Origin of the sequence: Phenylobacterium kunshanense (genome assembly GCF_003254525.1) — a bacterium.
GTDB lineage: Bacteria > Pseudomonadota > Alphaproteobacteria > Caulobacterales > Caulobacteraceae > Phenylobacterium > Phenylobacterium kunshanense.
On record NZ_QFYS01000001.1, the window covers coordinates 261,724 to 279,098 of the forward strand.

At 68.4% G+C, this 17,375-nt stretch carries 16 protein-coding genes; 8 read left to right on the plus strand and 8 right to left on the minus strand.

Going from position 1 to position 17,375, the window contains the following annotated elements:
• Window positions 1-33: 33 nt before the first annotated feature.
• Window positions 34-1,212, plus strand: a complete 1,179-nt coding sequence (gene rnd / locus DJ019_RS01200) for a ribonuclease D (RefSeq protein WP_111274160.1) — start codon at window positions 34-36, stop codon at window positions 1,210-1,212.
• Between the two features lie 492 nt (window positions 1,213-1,704).
• Here rnd and DJ019_RS01205 read toward each other — a convergent pair whose 3' ends face one another.
• The 6 genes from DJ019_RS01205 to DJ019_RS01230 all read right to left on the minus strand — a co-directional run bounded on the left by DJ019_RS01205 (window position 1,705) and on the right by DJ019_RS01230 (window position 9,611).
• A complete protein-coding gene (locus tag DJ019_RS01205) occupies window positions 1,705-3,207 on the minus strand; it encodes a Ppx/GppA phosphatase family protein (RefSeq protein ID WP_111274161.1) in 1,503 nt (500 codons plus the stop codon).
• A complete protein-coding gene (locus DJ019_RS01210; RefSeq protein ID WP_111274733.1) occupies window positions 3,188-5,386 on the minus strand; it encodes an RNA degradosome polyphosphate kinase in 2,199 nt (732 codons plus the stop codon). Before DJ019_RS01210 ends, DJ019_RS01205 begins: the two co-directional genes overlap by 20 nt.
• 47 nt (window positions 5,387-5,433) lie before the next feature.
• Window positions 5,434-7,014, minus strand: a complete 1,581-nt coding sequence (locus DJ019_RS01215; RefSeq protein ID WP_111274162.1) for a CYTH and CHAD domain-containing protein — start codon at window positions 7,012-7,014, stop codon at window positions 5,434-5,436.
• A gap of 113 nt (window positions 7,015-7,127) precedes the next feature.
• Window positions 7,128-7,787: a DnaA ATPase domain-containing protein gene (locus DJ019_RS01220; protein ID WP_111274163.1), complete on the minus strand. Its 660-nt coding sequence runs from the start codon at window positions 7,785-7,787 to the stop codon at window positions 7,128-7,130.
• Between the two features lie 85 nt (window positions 7,788-7,872).
• Window positions 7,873-8,631, minus strand: coding sequence for an arginyltransferase (locus DJ019_RS01225; protein WP_111274164.1), 759 nt, complete (start codon window positions 8,629-8,631; stop codon window positions 7,873-7,875).
• A gap of 74 nt (window positions 8,632-8,705) precedes the next feature.
• A complete protein-coding gene (locus DJ019_RS01230) occupies window positions 8,706-9,611 on the minus strand; it encodes a flagellar motor protein MotB (RefSeq protein WP_111274165.1) in 906 nt (301 codons plus the stop codon).
• Window positions 9,612-9,698: 87 nt separating this feature from the next.
• On the opposite strand from DJ019_RS01230, the gene DJ019_RS01235 reads away from it, so the two are divergent.
• The 3 genes from DJ019_RS01235 to DJ019_RS01245 are packed head-to-tail and all read left to right on the plus strand — an operon-like array spanning window position 9,699 to window position 11,817.
• Window positions 9,699-10,208 (plus strand): GNAT family N-acetyltransferase, encoded by a 510-nt coding sequence (locus tag DJ019_RS01235; protein ID WP_205854057.1) that lies wholly within the window; start codon window positions 9,699-9,701, stop codon window positions 10,206-10,208.
• Window positions 10,205-11,074: an alpha/beta fold hydrolase gene (locus tag DJ019_RS01240; protein ID WP_111274166.1), complete on the plus strand. Its 870-nt coding sequence runs from the start codon at window positions 10,205-10,207 to the stop codon at window positions 11,072-11,074. The genes DJ019_RS01235 and DJ019_RS01240 overlap by 4 nt, the downstream gene beginning before the upstream one ends.
• Before the next feature lie 47 nt (window positions 11,075-11,121).
• The gene (locus DJ019_RS01245) at window positions 11,122-11,817 is read left to right on the plus strand and encodes a Coq4 family protein (protein WP_111274167.1); all 696 of its coding nucleotides are present in this window, start codon (window positions 11,122-11,124) and stop codon (window positions 11,815-11,817) included.
• Here the strand turns inward: DJ019_RS01245 and DJ019_RS01250 are convergent.
• Window positions 11,814-12,197, minus strand: a complete 384-nt coding sequence (locus tag DJ019_RS01250; protein WP_111274168.1) for an NUDIX hydrolase — start codon at window positions 12,195-12,197, stop codon at window positions 11,814-11,816. The two genes, DJ019_RS01245 and DJ019_RS01250, sit on opposite strands and share 4 nt — an antisense overlap.
• 32 nt (window positions 12,198-12,229) lie before the next feature.
• On the opposite strand from DJ019_RS01250, the gene DJ019_RS01255 reads away from it, so the two are divergent.
• Window positions 12,230-13,108: an SMP-30/gluconolactonase/LRE family protein gene (locus DJ019_RS01255; protein ID WP_111274169.1), complete on the plus strand. Its 879-nt coding sequence runs from the start codon at window positions 12,230-12,232 to the stop codon at window positions 13,106-13,108.
• Here DJ019_RS01255 and hemB read toward each other — a convergent pair.
• Window positions 13,105-14,121: a porphobilinogen synthase gene (gene hemB / locus DJ019_RS01260; RefSeq protein ID WP_111274170.1), complete on the minus strand. Its 1,017-nt coding sequence runs from the start codon at window positions 14,119-14,121 to the stop codon at window positions 13,105-13,107. The two genes, DJ019_RS01255 and hemB, sit on opposite strands and share 4 nt — an antisense overlap.
• Window positions 14,122-14,219: 98 nt before the next feature.
• Between hemB and DJ019_RS01265 the strand changes: the two genes are divergently transcribed.
• From DJ019_RS01265 to mmsB, 3 genes are read left to right on the plus strand one after another with little or no spacing between them, the layout of a single operon-like run.
• Entirely contained in the window at window positions 14,220-15,359 is a 1,140-nt protein-coding gene (locus DJ019_RS01265) for an isobutyryl-CoA dehydrogenase (protein ID WP_111274171.1), read from the plus strand.
• The gene (locus DJ019_RS01270) at window positions 15,356-16,417 is read left to right on the plus strand and encodes an enoyl-CoA hydratase/isomerase family protein (RefSeq protein ID WP_111274172.1); all 1,062 of its coding nucleotides are present in this window, start codon (window positions 15,356-15,358) and stop codon (window positions 16,415-16,417) included. Before DJ019_RS01265 ends, DJ019_RS01270 begins: the two co-directional genes overlap by 4 nt.
• Window positions 16,414-17,310, plus strand: a complete 897-nt coding sequence (gene mmsB / locus DJ019_RS01275; protein WP_111274173.1) for a 3-hydroxyisobutyrate dehydrogenase — start codon at window positions 16,414-16,416, stop codon at window positions 17,308-17,310. Before DJ019_RS01270 ends, mmsB begins: the two co-directional genes overlap by 4 nt.
• The last annotated feature ends 65 nt before the right edge of the window (window positions 17,311-17,375 follow it).

Sequence of the window (17,375 nt, forward strand, 5' to 3'; positions counted from 1 at the left end):
AGAGTCGGCCGCGCGCGGGGCTATAGCTGATTTATGACGCCAATCACTACCACAGCGGAACTCGCAGCCTTCTGCGACCGGATCAAAGGGCAGCCTTTTGTCGCGGTCGACACCGAGTTCATGCGCGAGACGACCTACTGGCCGAAGCTTTGCCTGATCCAGGCCGCGACCCCGACCGACGAGGCCGTCATCGATCCGCTCGCGGACGGAATCGATCTGGAACCGTTCCTGGCCGTGCTGCGCGATCCGAAGATCCTCAAGGTGTTCCACGCCGCGCGGCAGGACGTCGAGATCTTCAACAATCTTCAGGCTATGCCCCGGCCCCTGTTCGACACCCAGATCGCGGGGATGGCGGCGGGCTTCGGCGAGCAGATCGCGTACGACGCCCTCGTGCGGCAGATGCTGAAGATCGAGCTCGACAAGAGTTCCCGCTTCACCGACTGGGCCCGCCGGCCGCTGACCGACAGCCAGCTCACCTACGCCATTGCGGACGTCACCCATCTGGCGCGGCTTTATCCCATGCTGCGCGAGCGTCTGGAGCGGGAAGGGCGCCTGGCCTGGGTCACCGACGAGATGGCCGACCTTACCGACGCGGCCAACTACGATGTGGAGCCCGAGAACGCCTGGAAGCGGCTGCGTCCGCGCCGGCACACGGCCAAGTATCTGGCGGTGTATCGCGCCGTCGCCGCCTGGCGCGAACGGACCGCCCAGCTTCGTGACCAGCCGCGCGGTCGGATCCTGAAGGACGAGGCGATCGACGAGATCGCCACCCAGGGTCCCACGGACGCTGAGGGCTTGGATCGGCTGCGCTCGGTGCCTAAGGGCTTCTCTGGCTCGCGCTTCGGGCCCGATCTCGTCGCCGCCATCCGGGAGGCGCTGAGAGACCCCGAGGCCTATGCCCCGGTGATCGAGAAGACGCGACAACACGCTTCCCCCGCCGCCGGGGCGGTCGTCGAGCTCCTGAAGGTGTTGCTGAAGGCGCGGGCCGAGGAGGCCGGGGTGGCGTCCAAGCTGATCGCGACGGTCTCCGACCTGGAGCAGATCGCCAACGACGACGACGCCGATGTCGGCGCGCTGAAGGGCTGGCGGCGGGAGGCCTTCGGCGAGGACGCCCTCAAACTGAAGAAGGGCGAACTGGCGCTCGTGCTGGATGGCGCCAGGGTCCGTGTCGTCGAGGTCCGGCGCGCGCCTCGTCAGGCCAAGCACGACTGACCGACGGATCCTGGGGACAACGGCAAGCCCCAGACTTGCAGAGCTTTTCCGGATCGGTCCCCGGATTGTCCACAGCTCGCCCACCGAGCTTTGCCTTGACGCTCCACAGGTGGCGGCGGAGCGGCCATTGCGGGGGCGGCGGGATCGCGTGAACCTCCACTTGCCGAGAGGGACTGCGGCGCGGCTGACCGGGCGACCGGGAGGCAGGCGGGCAGGAGGCTCTCCAGATCGGATGGTTCCGGGGCGACCCGGGGTCCTCGAGACGGAGGCGGCACGGAAGACGGTGCAGCGGTGGCTGGGCGACCAGCAGGACGATGCGGCGCTTCCACCTCGAAGGCTCAGGTCCCCCAACGGATCTGGTTCAGAGGGCGGTGTTCCGGGTGACCGGAGCGCCGCCTTCTTCATTTGCCCTCCGGCTTCAGATCCAGCACCCCGGATCGCGTCCTGCCGAAGGCCAACTGAAGGGGGGACGGGCGACCGCCCCCCAACTCCTCATCCGAACTCCAGCTTCAGCCTCAGCGCCTGAGCAAGGGCCTGCGCGCGCCGAGCGGTCTGCTCGCCCAGAAGCATGTCCTCCCAACCGGCCAGGACCGACAGGACGAGGCGGTCGCCGCGGATGGCGACGGCGGACATCTCCAGCAGGCGCGGATTGTGGCCGGACAGGTCGCACCCCAGGCGGATGGCTGAGCCCAGGGCCCGCGCGCGCTGGCGCCGCTCGTTGGAGAGGATCCGGCTAAGCGCCGCAGCGCCCGGCGGCTGGCTGGCGGCCGAGTGTCTCGAGAAGGCGACGCAGGCGAGGAAGGCCCGCTCGGGATGGCTGAGACCTGCCAGCGGCGCTCTGAGGACCTGTTCGAACGCGAGGTCGGCCCTATGGTCGGGGTGCAGCCGGGCGCCGAGATCGGCCAGGCGGCAGGCCGCGGACGTCAGGAGGGCGTCCCGGCCGTCGAAGAGGGGCGGTAGCCGTTCGAACATCGGCGCCAGCCACACTTCCAGCGCGTGACCAAGGGCCGGCGAAATCCCGCGCTGGGCGGTGAGCGCCTCGCAGCCCTCGGTCAGCGGATCGAGCTGCCGCACCTCGGGAGGCATGGCTTCGAGCAGCATGCCTTCGCGGACCCCATAGGCAGAGATGACGAGCCGCTGGATCCCCATGCGCTCGATCGCCCGCTCCAGCACCAGCGCAGAGTAGGGCAGGGTGTCGTAGCGCTTCTTGGAGAGGCCCTGGATGCCCTCGAGCGACGAGCGGGACTGGCGTTGCACGAAGCGTGTCAGCTCGAGCGCGTCGGCGCGAGTGATCTCATACTGATGGGCCACGTGCAGCGGGTAGTCCGCGACCTGCATGTGCAGGAGGGCGAGGTTTCGCCACGCGCCCCCGACGGCGTGAAACTCCGGGCTGGCGTAACGGCTTGCGAGGGGCGACAGATGGTCGTCCACCAGCCGACGGATACGGTCGGCGACCAGGGGCTTGGGAGCCCCCAGGGCGAAGGGGCCGAGCGGCAGGGTCACGCCCTCGGCGTCGGCCATCCCGTTCAGCCGGACCAGTTCCAGGCTCGAACCGCCGAGGTCGCCGACGACGCCCTCCGCGTCCGGCTGGCCGCAGATCACGCCGAGCGCGGCGTACCTTGCCTCCTCCTCGCCTGACAGGATGCGGATATCCAGTCCGGTCTCGTCATGCACCCGCTTCAGGAACGCGCGGCCGTCCGCCGCCTCGCGCACCGCGGCCGTCGCAGCGGTCGTCACTTCGTCGGCCTTCCAGCCGTCGAGAACCGCGCGGAACCGCCGGAGAGCCCCGATCGCGGCCTCTACGCCTTCCGGCGAGAGGCGGCCCGTCGCCGGCAGGTCCCTGCCAAGACCCGCGACCACCTTTTCGTTGTAGATCGTCCAGAGCGCGCGCCCGTCGACCCGGTAGATCACCAGGCGAACGGAGTTGGATCCGACGTCGATGACCGCCGCCTGGCGACCGTCGGGACGAACGGCGCTATCCCCGCGAGGCCACATTTTCGATCGCGCGCGGCATGTCCTTCACTTTCTGCCCGCGACCGGAAAGGCTGGGATTGGTCATGAAATACTCATGCGCCGAGAAGGCGTTCGGGTGGTCCCAGGCAGGATCACGCCTATAGCGGCCGTCGGCGTCCAGGGTCCAGCTCTGCGCCTCATCCTTCAGGTTGGCGAGCATGATCTGCTGGAGAACCTGCTGGTGCACTGTCGGGTTCTCGATCGGGGTCATAACCTCGACCCGCCGGTCCAGGTTTCGCGGCATCCAGTCCGCCGAGGACATGAACACGCGAGCATGCTGCGAGGGGATCGCGTGACCGTTGGCGAACGCGACGATGCGCCCGTGTTCGAGGAAGCGCCCGACGATCGACTTGACCCGGATGTTCTCGGACAGGCCGGGCAGGCCGGGGCGCAGGCAGCAGATGCCTCGGATCACCAGGTCGATGGGCACGCCAGCCTGACCGGCGGCGTAGAGCGCATCGATGATCTCCGGATCCACCAGCGAGTTCATCTTCGCCCATATGCCGGCCGGCTTGCCGGCGCGAGCGTTGTGCGCCTCGTCACCGATCATCCGCAGCAGGTCGCGCTTCAGGGTGATGGGCGAGAACGACAGCCGCTCCAGCCCGACGGGCTGGGCGTAGCCGGTGACGTAGTTGAACAGCTTCGCCGCATCGCGTCCGAACGGGGGCTCGGTCGTGAACAGGGAGAGGTCGGTGTAGATGCGCGCGGTGATCGGATGATAGTTGCCGGTCCCGAAATGGCAGTAGCTGCGCAGCTGCTCGCCTTCCTTTCGAACCACGACCGACAGCTTGGCGTGCGTCTTGTACTCGATGAAGCCATAGACGACGTGGACGCCGGCCCGCTCAAGGTCGCGGGCCCACTTGAGGTTGGCCTCCTCGTCGAACCGCGCCTTGATCTCGATGACCGCGGTGACGTTCTTGCCGTTCTCCGCCGCCTCGATCAGTGCGGCCACGATCGGACTGTCCTTCGAGGTGCGGTAGAGAGTCTGCTTGATCGCGAGGACGTTCGGGTCCCGGGCGGCCTGGCGCAGGAACTGGACGACCACGTCGAAGCTTTCGAACGGATGGTGGACCAGGATGTCCTTCTCGCGGATTGCGGCGAAGCAATCGCCGCCGTGGTCGCGGATCCGCTCCGGGAAGCGGGGCTCGAACGGCTTGAACTTGAGGTCGGGGCGGTCTGAGGGGATCAGCTGGGTGAGTTCGTCCAGGCCCAGGAGACCATCGAACACGATCACGTCCTCGGGTTCGACGCCCAGGCTCTGCAGGATGAAGGCCCGTAGCTCCTCGGGCATGTCGTCTTCGATCTCGATACGCACCACCGAGCCCAGCCGGCGCTGCTTGAGGCGCGCCTCGAACTCGCGGACGAGATCTTCGGCTTCTTCCTCGATCTCGACGTCGGAGTCGCGGATCAGGCGGAAGACCCCCTGCTGTTCGACCTCGCAGCCAGGGAAGAGATGGTCGAGGAAGAGCGTGACCATGCTTTCCAGCGAGATCACCCGACGCTGCGCCTTGCGACGCGTGGACGGGCGGCCGGGCGCCACATCCCAGAAGCGGGCAACCTGCGCGGGCAACGGCGCCAGGGCGTAGAGCTGCCGGCCATCCGCGATGCGGCGGATCTTCAGCACCAGCGAAAACGCCAGGTTGGGGATGAACGGAAAGGGATGCGCCGGGTCGATCGCCAGCGGGGTCAGCACGGGGAACAGTTCGGACAGGAAGCGGCGTTCCAGATGGACGCGCTCGCCCTCTGTGACCTCGTCCGCGGAAATGTAGCGCAGGCCTTCGCCCGCTAGCTCGTCGCGCAGTTCGCTCCACCGCTTCTGCTGGTCGGCCATCAGGTCGGCCGCCGCCTCGTTCACGCGCACGAGCTGTTCGGCGGGCGTCAGGCCGTCCTGGCTCAGCACACGCACGCTTTCGCGCACCTGCGCCTTCAGGCCCGCCACCCGGACCATGTAAAATTCGTCGAGGTTGTTGGCGCTGATGGCCAGGAACCGCAGCCGTTCGAGCAGCGGATGGCGGGGATTCATGCTCTCGGCGAGCACCCGCCTATTGAAGGCCAGCCAGGATAGTTCGCGGTTGAAGAAGCGCGCCGGCGAGGCGGCAAGGTCCTCGACAGACGCCGCGGCCGCATCGGGGACAGCCGGCGCCGTAGCGGAGACTGTCATTCGAGCGACGTCGTTGGGCGGCGGCATCTATGAATTCTCGACCAGCGTCAGGCGGGGCGCAAGCGTGGCCGGGAAAGGTTAAGGTCCTCATCATCGGCCGGGGCCGACCAGAAGGGGCGTGTGCGCCGATACGCCTTCAACGCGTCGTTGGCCGCGGTGAGCAGCTCTTCCTCACGTCGGCTGGCGCGGCCAAGCTCCAGGCCGGCGGCGAAGGCCAGTTCGCTGGAGCGCTTGCCCGCGGCCCGCGTGATCACGGCCTGCGCCACGGCGAGGTCGTTCAAGTCGCCCAGCCTGTCCTGGACCAGCTTGAGGGCGGCTGTGAAGCGTTGCCGTCGCTTCGGATGCTCGGGGAAAGCTTCCGCGAAGAAGGCGGTCGCATAGCGAAGCTTTTTCGCCTGTTTGCGCACGTCATGCCGGGCGTCGACGTCCAGCTTCGTGAACTTGTGCGAGCGACGACGCAGGCGATGATCCAGCCGATCCATGACGGGGGCCGCAAGAGCGGCGGCGGGCCCCTCCCTGAGGGTCTTTCGGCGACCGTCCGACGTCGCGCGCCAGGGACCGATTTCGATCCACTCCGCGAGGGTGAGGAGCAGCCTGCGGAATCGTTCCGAGCGCACCGCGGCCAGGGCGCGTTCGTAGGCCTCCGCCTGAGCGTGGCGCAGGGCGCGGAAGAGCGCAGCGCGGCCGGGGTTCTCCTCGATCTCGTCCTGATCGCGAGCCTTTTGTAGGAAGACGTCGATGTCGCGGGCTTCGGACAGCTCGGCGGCGAGCCAGCGGCTCTCTGCGCGGGCGACGTTGAGGCCTTCGGCATCCAGCATAGCCTTGAAGACCGACAACGCGGCGCGCAGGCGGCGTAGGCCGACCCTCAGCTGATGCAAGACGTCGGGATTGTGCGCGCGTTGTAGCAACCGGGCGTTGCCGGCGATCTGCACGAGGGCTTCCCGGGCGATGAGCTGGAAAGCCTCGCCACCGCTGGTTCTCGGCCCGACCGCTGTCTTCTGAGCGCGGAGCGCCGCCACCCCATCATGGCCCACGAGCCGATAGCCCCGCTCCGCCTTGCTCTCCAGCAGCAGGGTCAGGTCGGCTTCGTCCAGCAGGCGACGCGCCAGATCGAACAGGGCCTGCGGCGCGCCGCTCAGAAGCTCCAGCTCGAGCTCGCCGACCGGCTCGGTCCGACCGTCGGCGGTGATCAGCCCGGTATCGAAGCTGACCTCGATCCGCGTCTCGCCTTCGGACCAGATGTGGATCCTGCGCTCGACCTCGACGGTGAACGCGGGGGAGAGCTGCCCGTCACCCACGGTGGCGGGCGCTGGCGTCTCGGCCAGGGCCGTCAGGTCGAGGTCCGGACCCGCGACCGGGACTTCCCACTCGTTGCGTTCGAAGAGGGCGCCCGCGCCCCGGTGCTTGAGAGTCTGGATGTGCGCCTCGCCCTTGCGCCGCACCCGAAGGCTGAAGCCCCCATCACGCAAGGTGTGCCGGGCTGTGTCGAAATAGATCGCGTGTAGTCTGGAGGTCTTGGCCTGGTCGGCGGGAAACAGCTCCCGCTCCAGCGCCTCCACGGCGCCGACGCCAAGCTGAAACTTGATTTCCAGCTCCGGGGCGGCCGTTGCTGGAGCGCGCGCGAGCATCCTGGATGTCCGGCCGGACGTGGCCCGATGCGCCACGCGTCAGGACCACTGCCGGAAAACGAATCGGTTTGTCTATCGCGCCGCCGAAGAATCTTGGCCGCACCGCCGGATTTTCAGTCGAGGGGCAGTCCGGCTTCAAGAATCTGGCGCGCCAGCACCCGCGTCACCGGCCGGAAGCCCTCGTCGCCGGCCTCGTCCAGGCGGCGGACGATTTCCTCGGCGTCGGGGATAGAGCGGCTCATCCGCGCCAGCAGATAGGGATAGACCGCTTCCGGCGGCCGGATGTTCCGTTCCCGGAAGAACCGCCGCAGGACACCTTCCAGCACCTGGTCGTCGGGAGGAGATATCTCTGCCACCGGCAGGGCGTTCAGCCGCGAGCGTAGGTCGGGCAGGGCCGTGGGCCAGGACGCGGGCAAGGTGCGCGCGGTGAGGAGCAGACCACCACCTTCGCGCCCGGCCAGATTGATGAGGTGGAAGAGACTCTCGCTGGGCAGACCCTGGTCAGCGTCCTCGATCAGCACGTGACGGCCCATCGCCGACGTGAGGTCCGGCGCGGCGCGGTCGATGGTGACGGCGCCGGCCGTCTCGGCCCATGCCTTGGCCAGATGGGTCTTCCCCGCGCCCTTTGGGCCGACCAGGGTGAGGCAACCACCCGGCCAATTCGGCCAGCGGCGCACGGCTTCGAACGCTTCCGTATTGGACGGACCGCGAACGAAGTCGTCGAACGAGGGCAGGCTCTGCCGTCCCAGGCTCAGCCGAAGCTGTCGCGCCATGGCGGATGTCGGACGGTTGATCTCACGCGTCCAACTTAGGCTTCGACGATCGCGTGCGCCACCTGCGTGGTGGAATGGTCCACAGTCAGTCGACGGGGGGAAGGTCTCGCGCAGAGGCGAGCATCCAGCCATCCGGCCGGAGCAGCTCGATGGGCGTGAAGCGCACCTTGTAGGCCATCTTGTCGGACCCGCGGACCCAATAGCCGAGGTAGACGTAGGGCAGGCTGGTGAGCGTGGCCTGACGGATGTGGTCCAGGATCACGAAGGAGCCCAGGCTCCGGCGCGTCGCTACAGGGTCATAGAAACTGTATACGAGGGACAGGCCGTCATCCATCAGATCGACCAGCGCGCAGGCGACCAGATCGCCCGGCCCGCCATCCGCCGGCTTCATGCGGTACTCGATGATGTGGGTCCGGACGGCCGTATCCTCGACCATCGCGACATAGTCCGGCCAGGTCATCTCGGCCATGCCACCGTCGGCGTGACGGGCGAGAAGGTAGCGGCGGAGCAGATCGAACTGCTCCATCGTCGCCTCGGCCTCCACCAGGGCGCCCTCGAGGTCGCCGTTTCGCGCCAGGGTCTTCCGTTCTGAACGTGAGAACACGTAGTCCGCCGCCGGAATGCGCGCCGACACGCAGGCCGAGCAGGCCTCGCACGCCGGCCGGTAGGCGATGTTCTGCGACCGGCGAAACCCTACCTGTGTCAGGCTGTCGTTGACGACCGCGCCGTCGGACAGCGGGAGGTGGGCGAAGACTTTCCGCTCGAAGCGTTCGGGCAAGTACGGACACGGCGACGGCGCGGTGAGAAAGAACCGGAGCTGTCGGGTCGGAAAATGCTGCGTCACGGAGCTGCGTTCGCCTTCGAAGCCAAGCGCTTGATCCGATTAGGCGTCATGCCGGCCCTCCGCGCAAGCGCCCGCTAGAGACCCGGGTCCGCCGGAAGGACCGGCGCCTCCCGCAACAACACGATGGCGATGCGGCGGTTTCCAGGCAGCATGGGGTCGTCCGGGTAGAGCGGCTCGGACGCCGCCTTGCCGGACACCTGATAGACGCGGTCCCGGTCGACTCCGGCGCCGGCCAGCACCTTGCGGGAATTGTCAGCCCGAGCCGCGGACAGGGCCCAATCGGTCTCGGGTTTGACCCCGCCGGCGCTGGCGCTGGTGTGGCCATAGATGCTGATGCGGTTGGGCAGCTGATTGATGATCTTCGAAATCGCCCTCAGCAGCAGCTTGGCGCGCTCGTTCGGCTGCGAGGCGCCTTGGTTGAACATCGAGCGGCCTTCCTGGTCGACGAGCTGGATGCGCAGCCCCTCGGGCGTCTCGTCGATGATGATGTTCTTCGACAGCTCGGCCAACTCGGGCATGTCCTGCAGCGCCTGGCGCAGCGACTGGGCCGCTGAGGCGAAGGCCGCGGCCTCGCGCCTCGCGGCGGCCTGATCCTCGGCCGCGGCGGCCGCCTGCTCCGGCGTCATGGGCTTGGCGCCGTCGGCGGACTCGCCGTCGTTCGGGTTGCGGGATGAGGGCGCCAGCTCCTCGATCACATCGCTGGAGCCCGAGGCCTTTGCGCCATCGTTGCCGAGCGCGGTCCCCGCGAGGATGCCGCCGGCGCCGGAGGAGGTCTGCGAGACACTCGCCGGAGCGAAATAGTCGGCGATGCCGCGCTTCTGTTCGGGGCTGGTGGTGTTGATGAGCCACATCAGCAGGAAGAAGGCCATCATGGCCGTCACGAAGTCGGCGTAGGCTACCTTCCAGGCGCCGCCGTGGTGACCCCCGCCGCCGCCCTTCTTGATCTTCTTGATGATGATCGGCTGCTCGCCCACAGCCATGGTTCACCCGCCTTAACGCTGTTTCGCGGGCAAAGTCGGCGACGCACGTTAAGATGACGTTTCGCGATCCTTGCGGAGGGCGTTCGAGTGCGCGTGGTTCTTGAGACGGAACGGCTGATTCTTCGTGAGGTCGAGGCGGCGGACGCGCCCTTCGTGCTGGAACTGCTGAACTCGCCCGGCTTCCTCGAGAACATCGGCGATCGGGGCGTGCGCAGCGAGGATGAGGCGCGCGACTACATCGAGGAGCGGATGCTGGCCAGCTACCTGGAGCACGGATTCGGCATGTGGGTGGCGGTGCGGAAGTCGGACGGCGCCGCCGTCGGGCTGGCCGGGCTCGTCAAGCGCGACGGGCTGGACACGCCCGACGTCGGCTACGCCTTCCTGCCGAAGGCCTGGGGTCAGGGCTTCGCCCAGGAGGCGGCGGCGGCCGTGCTTCGGCACGCGACGGATGTCCTGGGGATTCCGAAGCTGGCGGCGATCACGACGCTCGAGAACTTCGCTTCGATGGCGGTGCTCAGGAAGATCGGCTTCACCTACCAGGGCACGATCCAGCTTCCGGGGATCGACAGAGAAAGCACCTACTTCACCGCGCCATGAACATCACGACCCACACCATCGAAGCCAACGGCTTCCGCTTCGCCGTGGACGAGGCCGGGGAGGGCGACCACCTGGCGCTCTGTCTGCATGGCTTTCCCGAAAGCCGCTTCTCCTGGCGGTTCCAACTGCCGCTTCTGGCGGAGCTGGGCTACCGGGCCTGGGCGCCTGACCTCAGGGGCTATGGCGAGACCGAGCCGAAGCCGCAAGACGTGGCCAGCTATCGCGTCGAACGGCTGATGGAGGACGTGGCGTCACTCATCGACGCCAGCGGGGCCAAGACGGTCACCCTGCTGGCCCACGACTGGGGCGCGGGCGTGGGCTGGACCTTCGCCATCAATCGCATTCGGCCGCTGGATCGGCTGGTGATCATGAACCTGCCACACCCGGCGGTGATGCAAGCGAACCTCCGCCGCAACTGGGCGCAGCTCAAGCGGTCCTGGTACATGTTCTTCTTCCAGCTCCCGGCGATCCCCGAGCGGGCGCTGACGCGGAACGACGCGCAAGGAATCCGTCGCGCCTTCTTCGACATGGCGGTCGACAAGAGCAACTTCGGCCCCGAGGTGCTCGACCGCTATGCGCGGGACGCTCAGCGGCCAGGCGCGATGCGGGCGATGATCAACTGGTACCGAGCCGCTTTCCGCACGCCGGGCAAGCTCGCGGGCCCGTTTCCGGTGCTCGAGACGCCGACGCTCGTCATCTGGGGCGAGCAGGACAGTGCGCTCGGCGTGGAACTTCTGGACGGGACCGATGCGTACGTTCGCAACCTGACCATCGAGCGCCTGCCGGGCGTGTCGCATTGGGTCCAGCAGGAGGCGCCCGAGAAGGTCAATGCGATCCTGAAGTCCTGGCTTCCCCGGGCAGGGTAGACAGGCGCACCGATCGGCCGTTCCATCCCATCCGGGAGGACGAACAGATGGCGACGGCCACGACTTTCGAGGGGGATGGGGCTCAGCGCTCACGCCGGCCTGACTGGAAGCGAGCCCGGGCCGCGGCGCGCATCCTGAGGCGTGACCCGAACCGGACCGAAAAGGCCTTCGAGGTCATCCAGGCGCTGGACCCGGATCGCAACGAGCGGGGCTTTGCCCGGCTTGTCGCCCAACCCGCGGGGCGGGCGCTCTACGAACGCCGGCCGGACCTGATGGCGGCCCTGCAGGATCGTGCGGTCCTGGAGCGACTGCCGGCAGGCAGTTTCGGGCGCGCGTTCCTGGACCATATCGATCGGTTCAGGTTGTCTCCGACCAAGCTCGTTGAGATGGGGAGGGCGGCGCGCGGCGGCCAGCCGCCGGAGGAAGGGCCCGCATGGTTCGCGGAGCGGCACATCCTGATCCACGACCTGCGACATGTCCTGACCGGCTATGCCGCCGATCCGCGCGGCGAGACCCTGCTCCTGTGGTGGAGCCACGGCCACGACGGCGGACGGTCGAACCGCCTCCTGATGGTCTCCTCGCTGCAGGCGCGGCTCCGCGATGAGGGGCTGGGCTTCGTGCTGGATTGCCTCAAGGCGTGGTGGCGGGGACGGCGGGCGAACCGGCTGGAGGTCCTACCGTTTGAAGACCTGCTCCCGAAGCCGCTCGGAGACGTCAGGCGCCTTGCGGGGGTGAAGGGTTAGCCCGCCAGGCGGGGCAGGATCTGGCCTAGCAGCAGGGGCGCCAGGGGCGTATCGCCTGGCGACGTCGGGTCGATCCAGCGCATCGCCTCGATCTCAGCCTGAATCTCAATTTCGCCTTCGATACCAACGATGTAGGCGTGGGATCTCACCGTCGCGTCAGGTTCGTTGGCCGCCGGCGCTTCGAAACGGCCCAGCAGATCCGCTCGGACCAGCCGGACGCCAAGCTCTTCGCGAAGCTCCCGCTCAAGCGCCGTCAGGTCGTCCTCGCCCGGCTCGCGCTTTCCGCCAGGCAGCATGAAGCGGGACGTCGCACGTTTCCTCACGGTGAGCACACGGCCCGCCGGATCGCGGATGACAGCGCCGACCACGTCGACGATCATCGCGCCAAGACCTTCCACAGAAAGGCGAGCGCATGGGACGGACGACGCGGATCCTCACCGAGGGCATCTATTTCGGCGAGGGGCCGCGCTGGCGTGACGGCCGGCTGTGGTTCAGCGACTTCTACGCCCATGCGGTGAAGTCCGTGTCGCTGGCCGGCGACCTGCGCACCGAGGTCGAGATCGACGACCAGCCCTCAGGCCTGGGCTGGATGCCCGACGGGTCGCTGCTGATCGTCGCCCAGATCAAGCGCCAGCTCCTGCGGCGGTTTCCAGACGGCCGGATCGCCGTCCATGCGGAACTCGGCCACATCGCCGACTTCCACTGCAACGACATGGTCGTCGATTCCCGCGGCGGGGCCTATGTGGGCAACTTCGGCTTCGACCTGGACGCCGCGATCCACGCGCGGGGCGTCGAGAGCGTCATCGCCGACCATCCGACGGTGAAGCTGGCCTATGTCTCGCCGACGGGGGACACACGGGTCGCGGCCGAAGACCTGCACTTCCCTAACGGCCCGGTGATCACGCCAGACGGCAGGACCCTGATCCTCGGCGAAACCCTGGGCGGCGTGCTGACGGCCTTCGACATCGGCGCTGACGGCGCCCTCTCGAACCGGCGGGTGTGGGCGCAGACCTGGCCGCGGGTTCCGGACGGCATCGCCCTGGACGCCGAGGGCGCCATCTGGATCGCCAACCCGATCGCTCCGGAGTGCGCCCGGATCGCCGAGGGCGGCGAGGTGCTGGAGGTGGTCGAGACCGGCCAGCCCTGCTTCGCCTGCATGTTGGGCGGCGACGACGGCCGCACGCTGTTCATGCTCACCGCCGCCAGCTCGGACCACGAGGCCGCGGCCGCGAAGCAGACTGGCCGCATCCTGGTCACCGAGGTGGACAGCCCGCGGTCGGGACGTCCCTAGGCCCCCAGCAGCCGCGCGGCGCGGGGCGCGAAGTAGGTGATGACCCCTGCGGCGCCCGCACGCTTGAAGGCGCCCAGGCTCTCCAGGATCGAGCGCTCCTCGTCCAGCCAGCCGTTCTGGGCGGCGGCCATGATCATGGCGTACTCGCCCGAGACCTGGAACGCGAAGGTCGGCACGTTGAAGGCGTCGACCACCTGCCGGACGATGTCGAGGTAGGGCATCCCCGGCTTGACCATGACCATGTCGGCGCCTTCGGCGATGTCGAGGGCCACCTCGCGCAGGGCCTCGGCGTGGTTGGCCGAGTCCATTTGATAGGTCTTCTTGTCGCCCGGGTTGTCGACGCTGCCCGTCCCGAGCTTTCCGGAGCCGATGGCCTCGCGATAGGGACCATAGAAGGCCGAGGCGTACTTGGCCGCATAGGACATGATCATCACGTCCTGCAGGCCCTCGGCCTCCAGCGCCGAGCGCAGGGCGCCGCAGCGGCCGTCCATCATGTCCGAGGGGGCGAGGATGTCGCAGCCGGCCTTGGCCTGGACCAGCGCCTGGGCCACCAGAGCCTCGATCGTGGCGTCGTTGACGATACGGCCGTTCTCCAGCAGGCCGTCATGGCCATGGTCGGTGAAGGGGTCGAGCGCGACGTCGCACATGATCCCGACCTCGGGCGCGGCGTCCTTCATGGCCTTCACGGCCCGGCAGACAACGCCGTCCGGATCGGCCGCCAGCTTGCCGGTGGCGTCCTTCTTCGACCCGTCGATGTGCGGGAAGACGGCGATGGCCGGAATACCCAGGGCTTTTGCTTCCTTGGCGGCCGCGGCGGCGTCCTTCACCGACAACCGGGAGACGCCGGGCATGGAGCCCACCGGGATCTGGCCCTCGCCCTCGTGGACCACCATCGACCAGATGAGGTCGTTCGGCGTCAGCACCGTCTCGCGCACCAGGCGTCGGACCCAGTCGGCCTGGCGCAGGCGACGGAGGCGCAGGGCGGGGTAGGCGGCGAGGGGGGCTTTGCTCATGGCCCGGGGGTTTGGACCCGCGGGGGTCGGGCTGGCAAGGGGCGCCGGCGCCGTCGCGGCAGATTGACAGTCCGGGCGGTCCGCGCGACGTCCCCGCCATGGACTTCAACCTCACCGAGGACCAGCGGGCGATCGAGGACGCGGCGCGCGCCTTTGCCCAGGCCGAGCTGGCTCCCAATTCCGCCCGCTGGGACGAGGACAAGCACTTCCCCGTCGACGTGGTGCGCAAGGCCGCCGAGCTGGGCTTCGCCGGGCTCTATGTCCGCGAGGACGTGGGCGGCTCGGCTCTTTCGCGGCTGGACGCCTCGATCGTGTTCGAGCAGCTCAGCTACGGCGACGTCTCGGTCGCGGCGTTCATCTCGATCCACAACATGGCCTCGTGGATGATCGACCGGTTCGGCTCGGAAGAGCTGCGCCGCCGCTACCTGCCGCGGCTGACCAGCATGGAGCTGATCGCGTCGTACTGCCTGACCGAGCCGGGTTCGGGCTCCGACGCCGTCGCCATGAAGACGACGGCCCGGAGGGACGGCGACCAATACGTCCTGAACGGGACCAAGGCGTTCATCTCCGGCGCCGGGACGTCGGACCTCTACGTCGTCATGGCACGGACAGGGGGCGAGGGCGCCAAGGGGGTCTCGGCCTTCGTGGTCGAGAAGGACATGCCGGGCATCTCGTTTGGCGCCCAGGAGCGGAAGATGGGCTGGAACGCCCAGCCGACCGCCCAGGTGAACTTCGACGACTGCCGCGTGCCCGAGGCCAACCGTATCGGCAACGAGGGCGAGGGGTTCAAGTTCGCCATGGCCGGCCTGGACGGCGGCCGGATCAACATCGCCTCATGCTCGCTGGGCGGCGCCGGGCTCGCGCTCGACACGGCCAAGGCGTACCTGGAGACCCGCAAGCAGTTCGGGCAGGCGCTCAAGGAGTTCCAGGGCCTGCAGTGGCGGCTGGCGGATATGGCGACCGAGCTGGACGCTGCCCGGCTCATGGTCCGCCGGGCTGCCCATGCCCTAGACACGAAAAATCCCAAGGCGACCCAGTACTGCGCCATGGCGAAGCGCTTCGCCACTGACGCCGGCTTCGAGGTCGCCAACCAGGCGCTGCAGCTGCACGGCGGCTACGGCTACCTGCGCGACTATCCACTGGAGCGGATCGTGCGCGACCTGCGGGTTCACCAGATCCTCGAAGGCACCAACGAGATCATGCGCGTCATCACCGCGCGGGAGCTGTTCCGGGCATGAGCGAAGCCGAAGTCCTCTGTCGCGTGGAGGGCCGCGTCGGCCGCATCACGCTGAACCGGCCGCAAGCGCTGCACGCGCTGACCACCAACATGTGCCGGCTGATGACCGAGGCGCTGCTGGCCTGGCGGACAGACCCGACCGTCGAGCTGGTGCTGTTCGACCATTCGGGCGAGCGGGGCTTCTGCGCCGGCGGCGACATCCGGATGCTGGCCGAGAGCGGGGCGGCCGACGGCAGGCTGGCGCGCGAGTTCTTCTTCATCGAGTACCGGCTGAACCACCTGCTGTTCGAGTATCCGAAGCCGACCGTGGCGATCATGGACGGCGTCACGATGGGCGGCGGCGTGGGGCTGGCCCAGCCCTGCCGGTTCCGGGTGGCGACCGAGCGGACCACCTTCGCCATGCCGGAGACGGGGATCGGCCTGTTCCCCGACGTCGGCGGCGGCTGGCACCTGTCGCGCATGCCGGACCATCTGGGTTTGTGGCTGGCGCTGACCGGCGCGCGGATCAAGGCGGCGGACTGCGAGCTGCTGGGCATCGCCACCGACTATGTGGAAAGCGCCCGGATCGCCGAACTCAAGGCCGCGATCATCGCCGAGCCCGATCGCGTCGAGACCCTCCTGACCGAGTTCGAGGCCGACGCGGGCCGCCCGCCGCTGGCGCAGCATCAGGACGAGATCGCCCGCCTGTTCGTCGGCGACAGCGTGGAAGCGATCCTTTCCGCGTTGGAGGCTGCCGGGACGGACTGGGCCAAGGACCAGCTCAAGGTGCTGGCGACCAAATCCCCCCAGACCATGAAGGTCGCCTTCCGCCAGCTTCAGCTAGGGGCAAAGGCCAGGTCCTTCGCCGAGAACATGGCGATGGAATACCGCATCGGCGCCCGCGTCGTGCAGCGGCACGACTTCATCGAGGGCGTGCGGGCGGTGATCGTCGACAAGGACAACGCGCCGAAGTGGAACCCGCCACGCCCGCAGGACGTGGACGAGGCGACCCTGGACGCCATCTTCGCGCCGTTGCCGGCCGACCAGGAATGGACCCCTCTGGAGGAGATCCGGGCATGACCCGCGTTGCGTTCATCGGCCTCGGCAACATGGGCGGCGGCATGGCCGCGAACCAGGCGAAGGCCGGTCGCGAGGTGCTGGCGTTCGACCTCTCGGCGGCCGCCCTGGACAAGGCTGCCGGCGCGGGCTGCGCGAAGGCGGGCTCGGTGGCCGAGGCGGTGAAGACGGCGGATGTGGTCATCACCATGCTGCCGGCCGGTCCGCACGTGCGCTCGGTCTACGCCGAGCAGATTCTGCCGAATGCGCCGAAGACCGCGCTGCTGATCGATTCCTCGACCATCGACGTGGAGAGCGCCCGGGCCGTGGCGGCCCAGGCCAAGGCCGCGGGCTTCCGATTCGCCGACGCCCCCGTCTCGGGCGGCACGGCGGCGGCCGATGCGGGGACGCTGGCGTTCATGGTCGGCTGCGACGAGGCCGACTTCGCCGCGGTGGAAGACGCCATCCAGCCGATGTCGCGAATCACCATCCGCGCCGGCGACCACGGGGCGGGGCAGGCGGCGAAGATCTGCAACAACATGGTGCTCGGCATCTCGATGATCGGGGTCTGCGAGGCCTTCGCCCTGGCCGAGAAGCTGGGCCTGGAGGGCGAGCGATTCTTCGAAATCGCATCCAAGTCCTCGGGCCAGTGCTGGAGCCTGACCAGCTACTGCCCCTGGCCGGGCCCGGTGCCGGCCGCGCCCTCCAACCGTGACTACGAGGGCGGTTTCGCCACGGCGATGATGCTCAAGGACCTGAAGCTCGCCCAGGAGGCCGCGGCGAAGGCCGGTGCGGCCACGCCGCTCGGCGCATCGGCGGAAGGACTCTACGCCCTGTTCGACAGGCTCGGCGGCGGGCCCAAGGACTTCTCGGCAATCCTCGAGATGCTGCGGGGGCGGTCCGTCCAGTCGGGTTGATAAACATCAAGGCGCGCGCCGCCCGCGAACTCTATGCGGCTGTTCACGAAACTTCGGGCCCCTGC

What these genes read in the sequence shown, in the direction of transcription:
- rnd (WP_111274160.1), top strand. Translation starts at nt 34, where the DNA reads ATGACGCCAATCACTACCACAGCGGAACTCGCAGCCTTCTGCGACCGG.
- DJ019_RS01205 (WP_111274161.1), bottom strand. Translation starts at nt 3,207, where the DNA reads ATGTGGCCTCGCGGGGATAGCGCCGTTCGTCCCGACGGTCGCCAGGCG.
- DJ019_RS01210 (WP_111274733.1), bottom strand. Translation starts at nt 5,386, where the DNA reads ATGACAGTCTCCGCTACGGCGCCGGCTGTCCCCGATGCGGCCGCGGCG.
- DJ019_RS01215 (WP_111274162.1), bottom strand. Translation starts at nt 7,014, where the DNA reads ATGCTCGCGCGCGCTCCAGCAACGGCCGCCCCGGAGCTGGAAATCAAG.
- DJ019_RS01220 (WP_111274163.1), bottom strand. Translation starts at nt 7,787, where the DNA reads ATGGCGCGACAGCTTCGGCTGAGCCTGGGACGGCAGAGCCTGCCCTCG.
- DJ019_RS01230 (WP_111274165.1), bottom strand. Translation starts at nt 9,611, where the DNA reads ATGGCTGTGGGCGAGCAGCCGATCATCATCAAGAAGATCAAGAAGGGC.
- DJ019_RS01240 (WP_111274166.1), top strand. Translation starts at nt 10,205, where the DNA reads ATGAACATCACGACCCACACCATCGAAGCCAACGGCTTCCGCTTCGCC.
- DJ019_RS01245 (WP_111274167.1), top strand. Translation starts at nt 11,122, where the DNA reads ATGGCGACGGCCACGACTTTCGAGGGGGATGGGGCTCAGCGCTCACGC.
- DJ019_RS01250 (WP_111274168.1), bottom strand. Translation starts at nt 12,197, where the DNA reads ATGATCGTCGACGTGGTCGGCGCTGTCATCCGCGATCCGGCGGGCCGT.
- DJ019_RS01255 (WP_111274169.1), top strand. Translation starts at nt 12,230, where the DNA reads ATGGGACGGACGACGCGGATCCTCACCGAGGGCATCTATTTCGGCGAG.
- hemB (WP_111274170.1), bottom strand. Translation starts at nt 14,121, where the DNA reads ATGAGCAAAGCCCCCCTCGCCGCCTACCCCGCCCTGCGCCTCCGTCGC.
- DJ019_RS01265 (WP_111274171.1), top strand. Translation starts at nt 14,220, where the DNA reads ATGGACTTCAACCTCACCGAGGACCAGCGGGCGATCGAGGACGCGGCG.
- DJ019_RS01270 (WP_111274172.1), top strand. Translation starts at nt 15,356, where the DNA reads ATGAGCGAAGCCGAAGTCCTCTGTCGCGTGGAGGGCCGCGTCGGCCGC.
- mmsB (WP_111274173.1), top strand. Translation starts at nt 16,414, where the DNA reads ATGACCCGCGTTGCGTTCATCGGCCTCGGCAACATGGGCGGCGGCATG.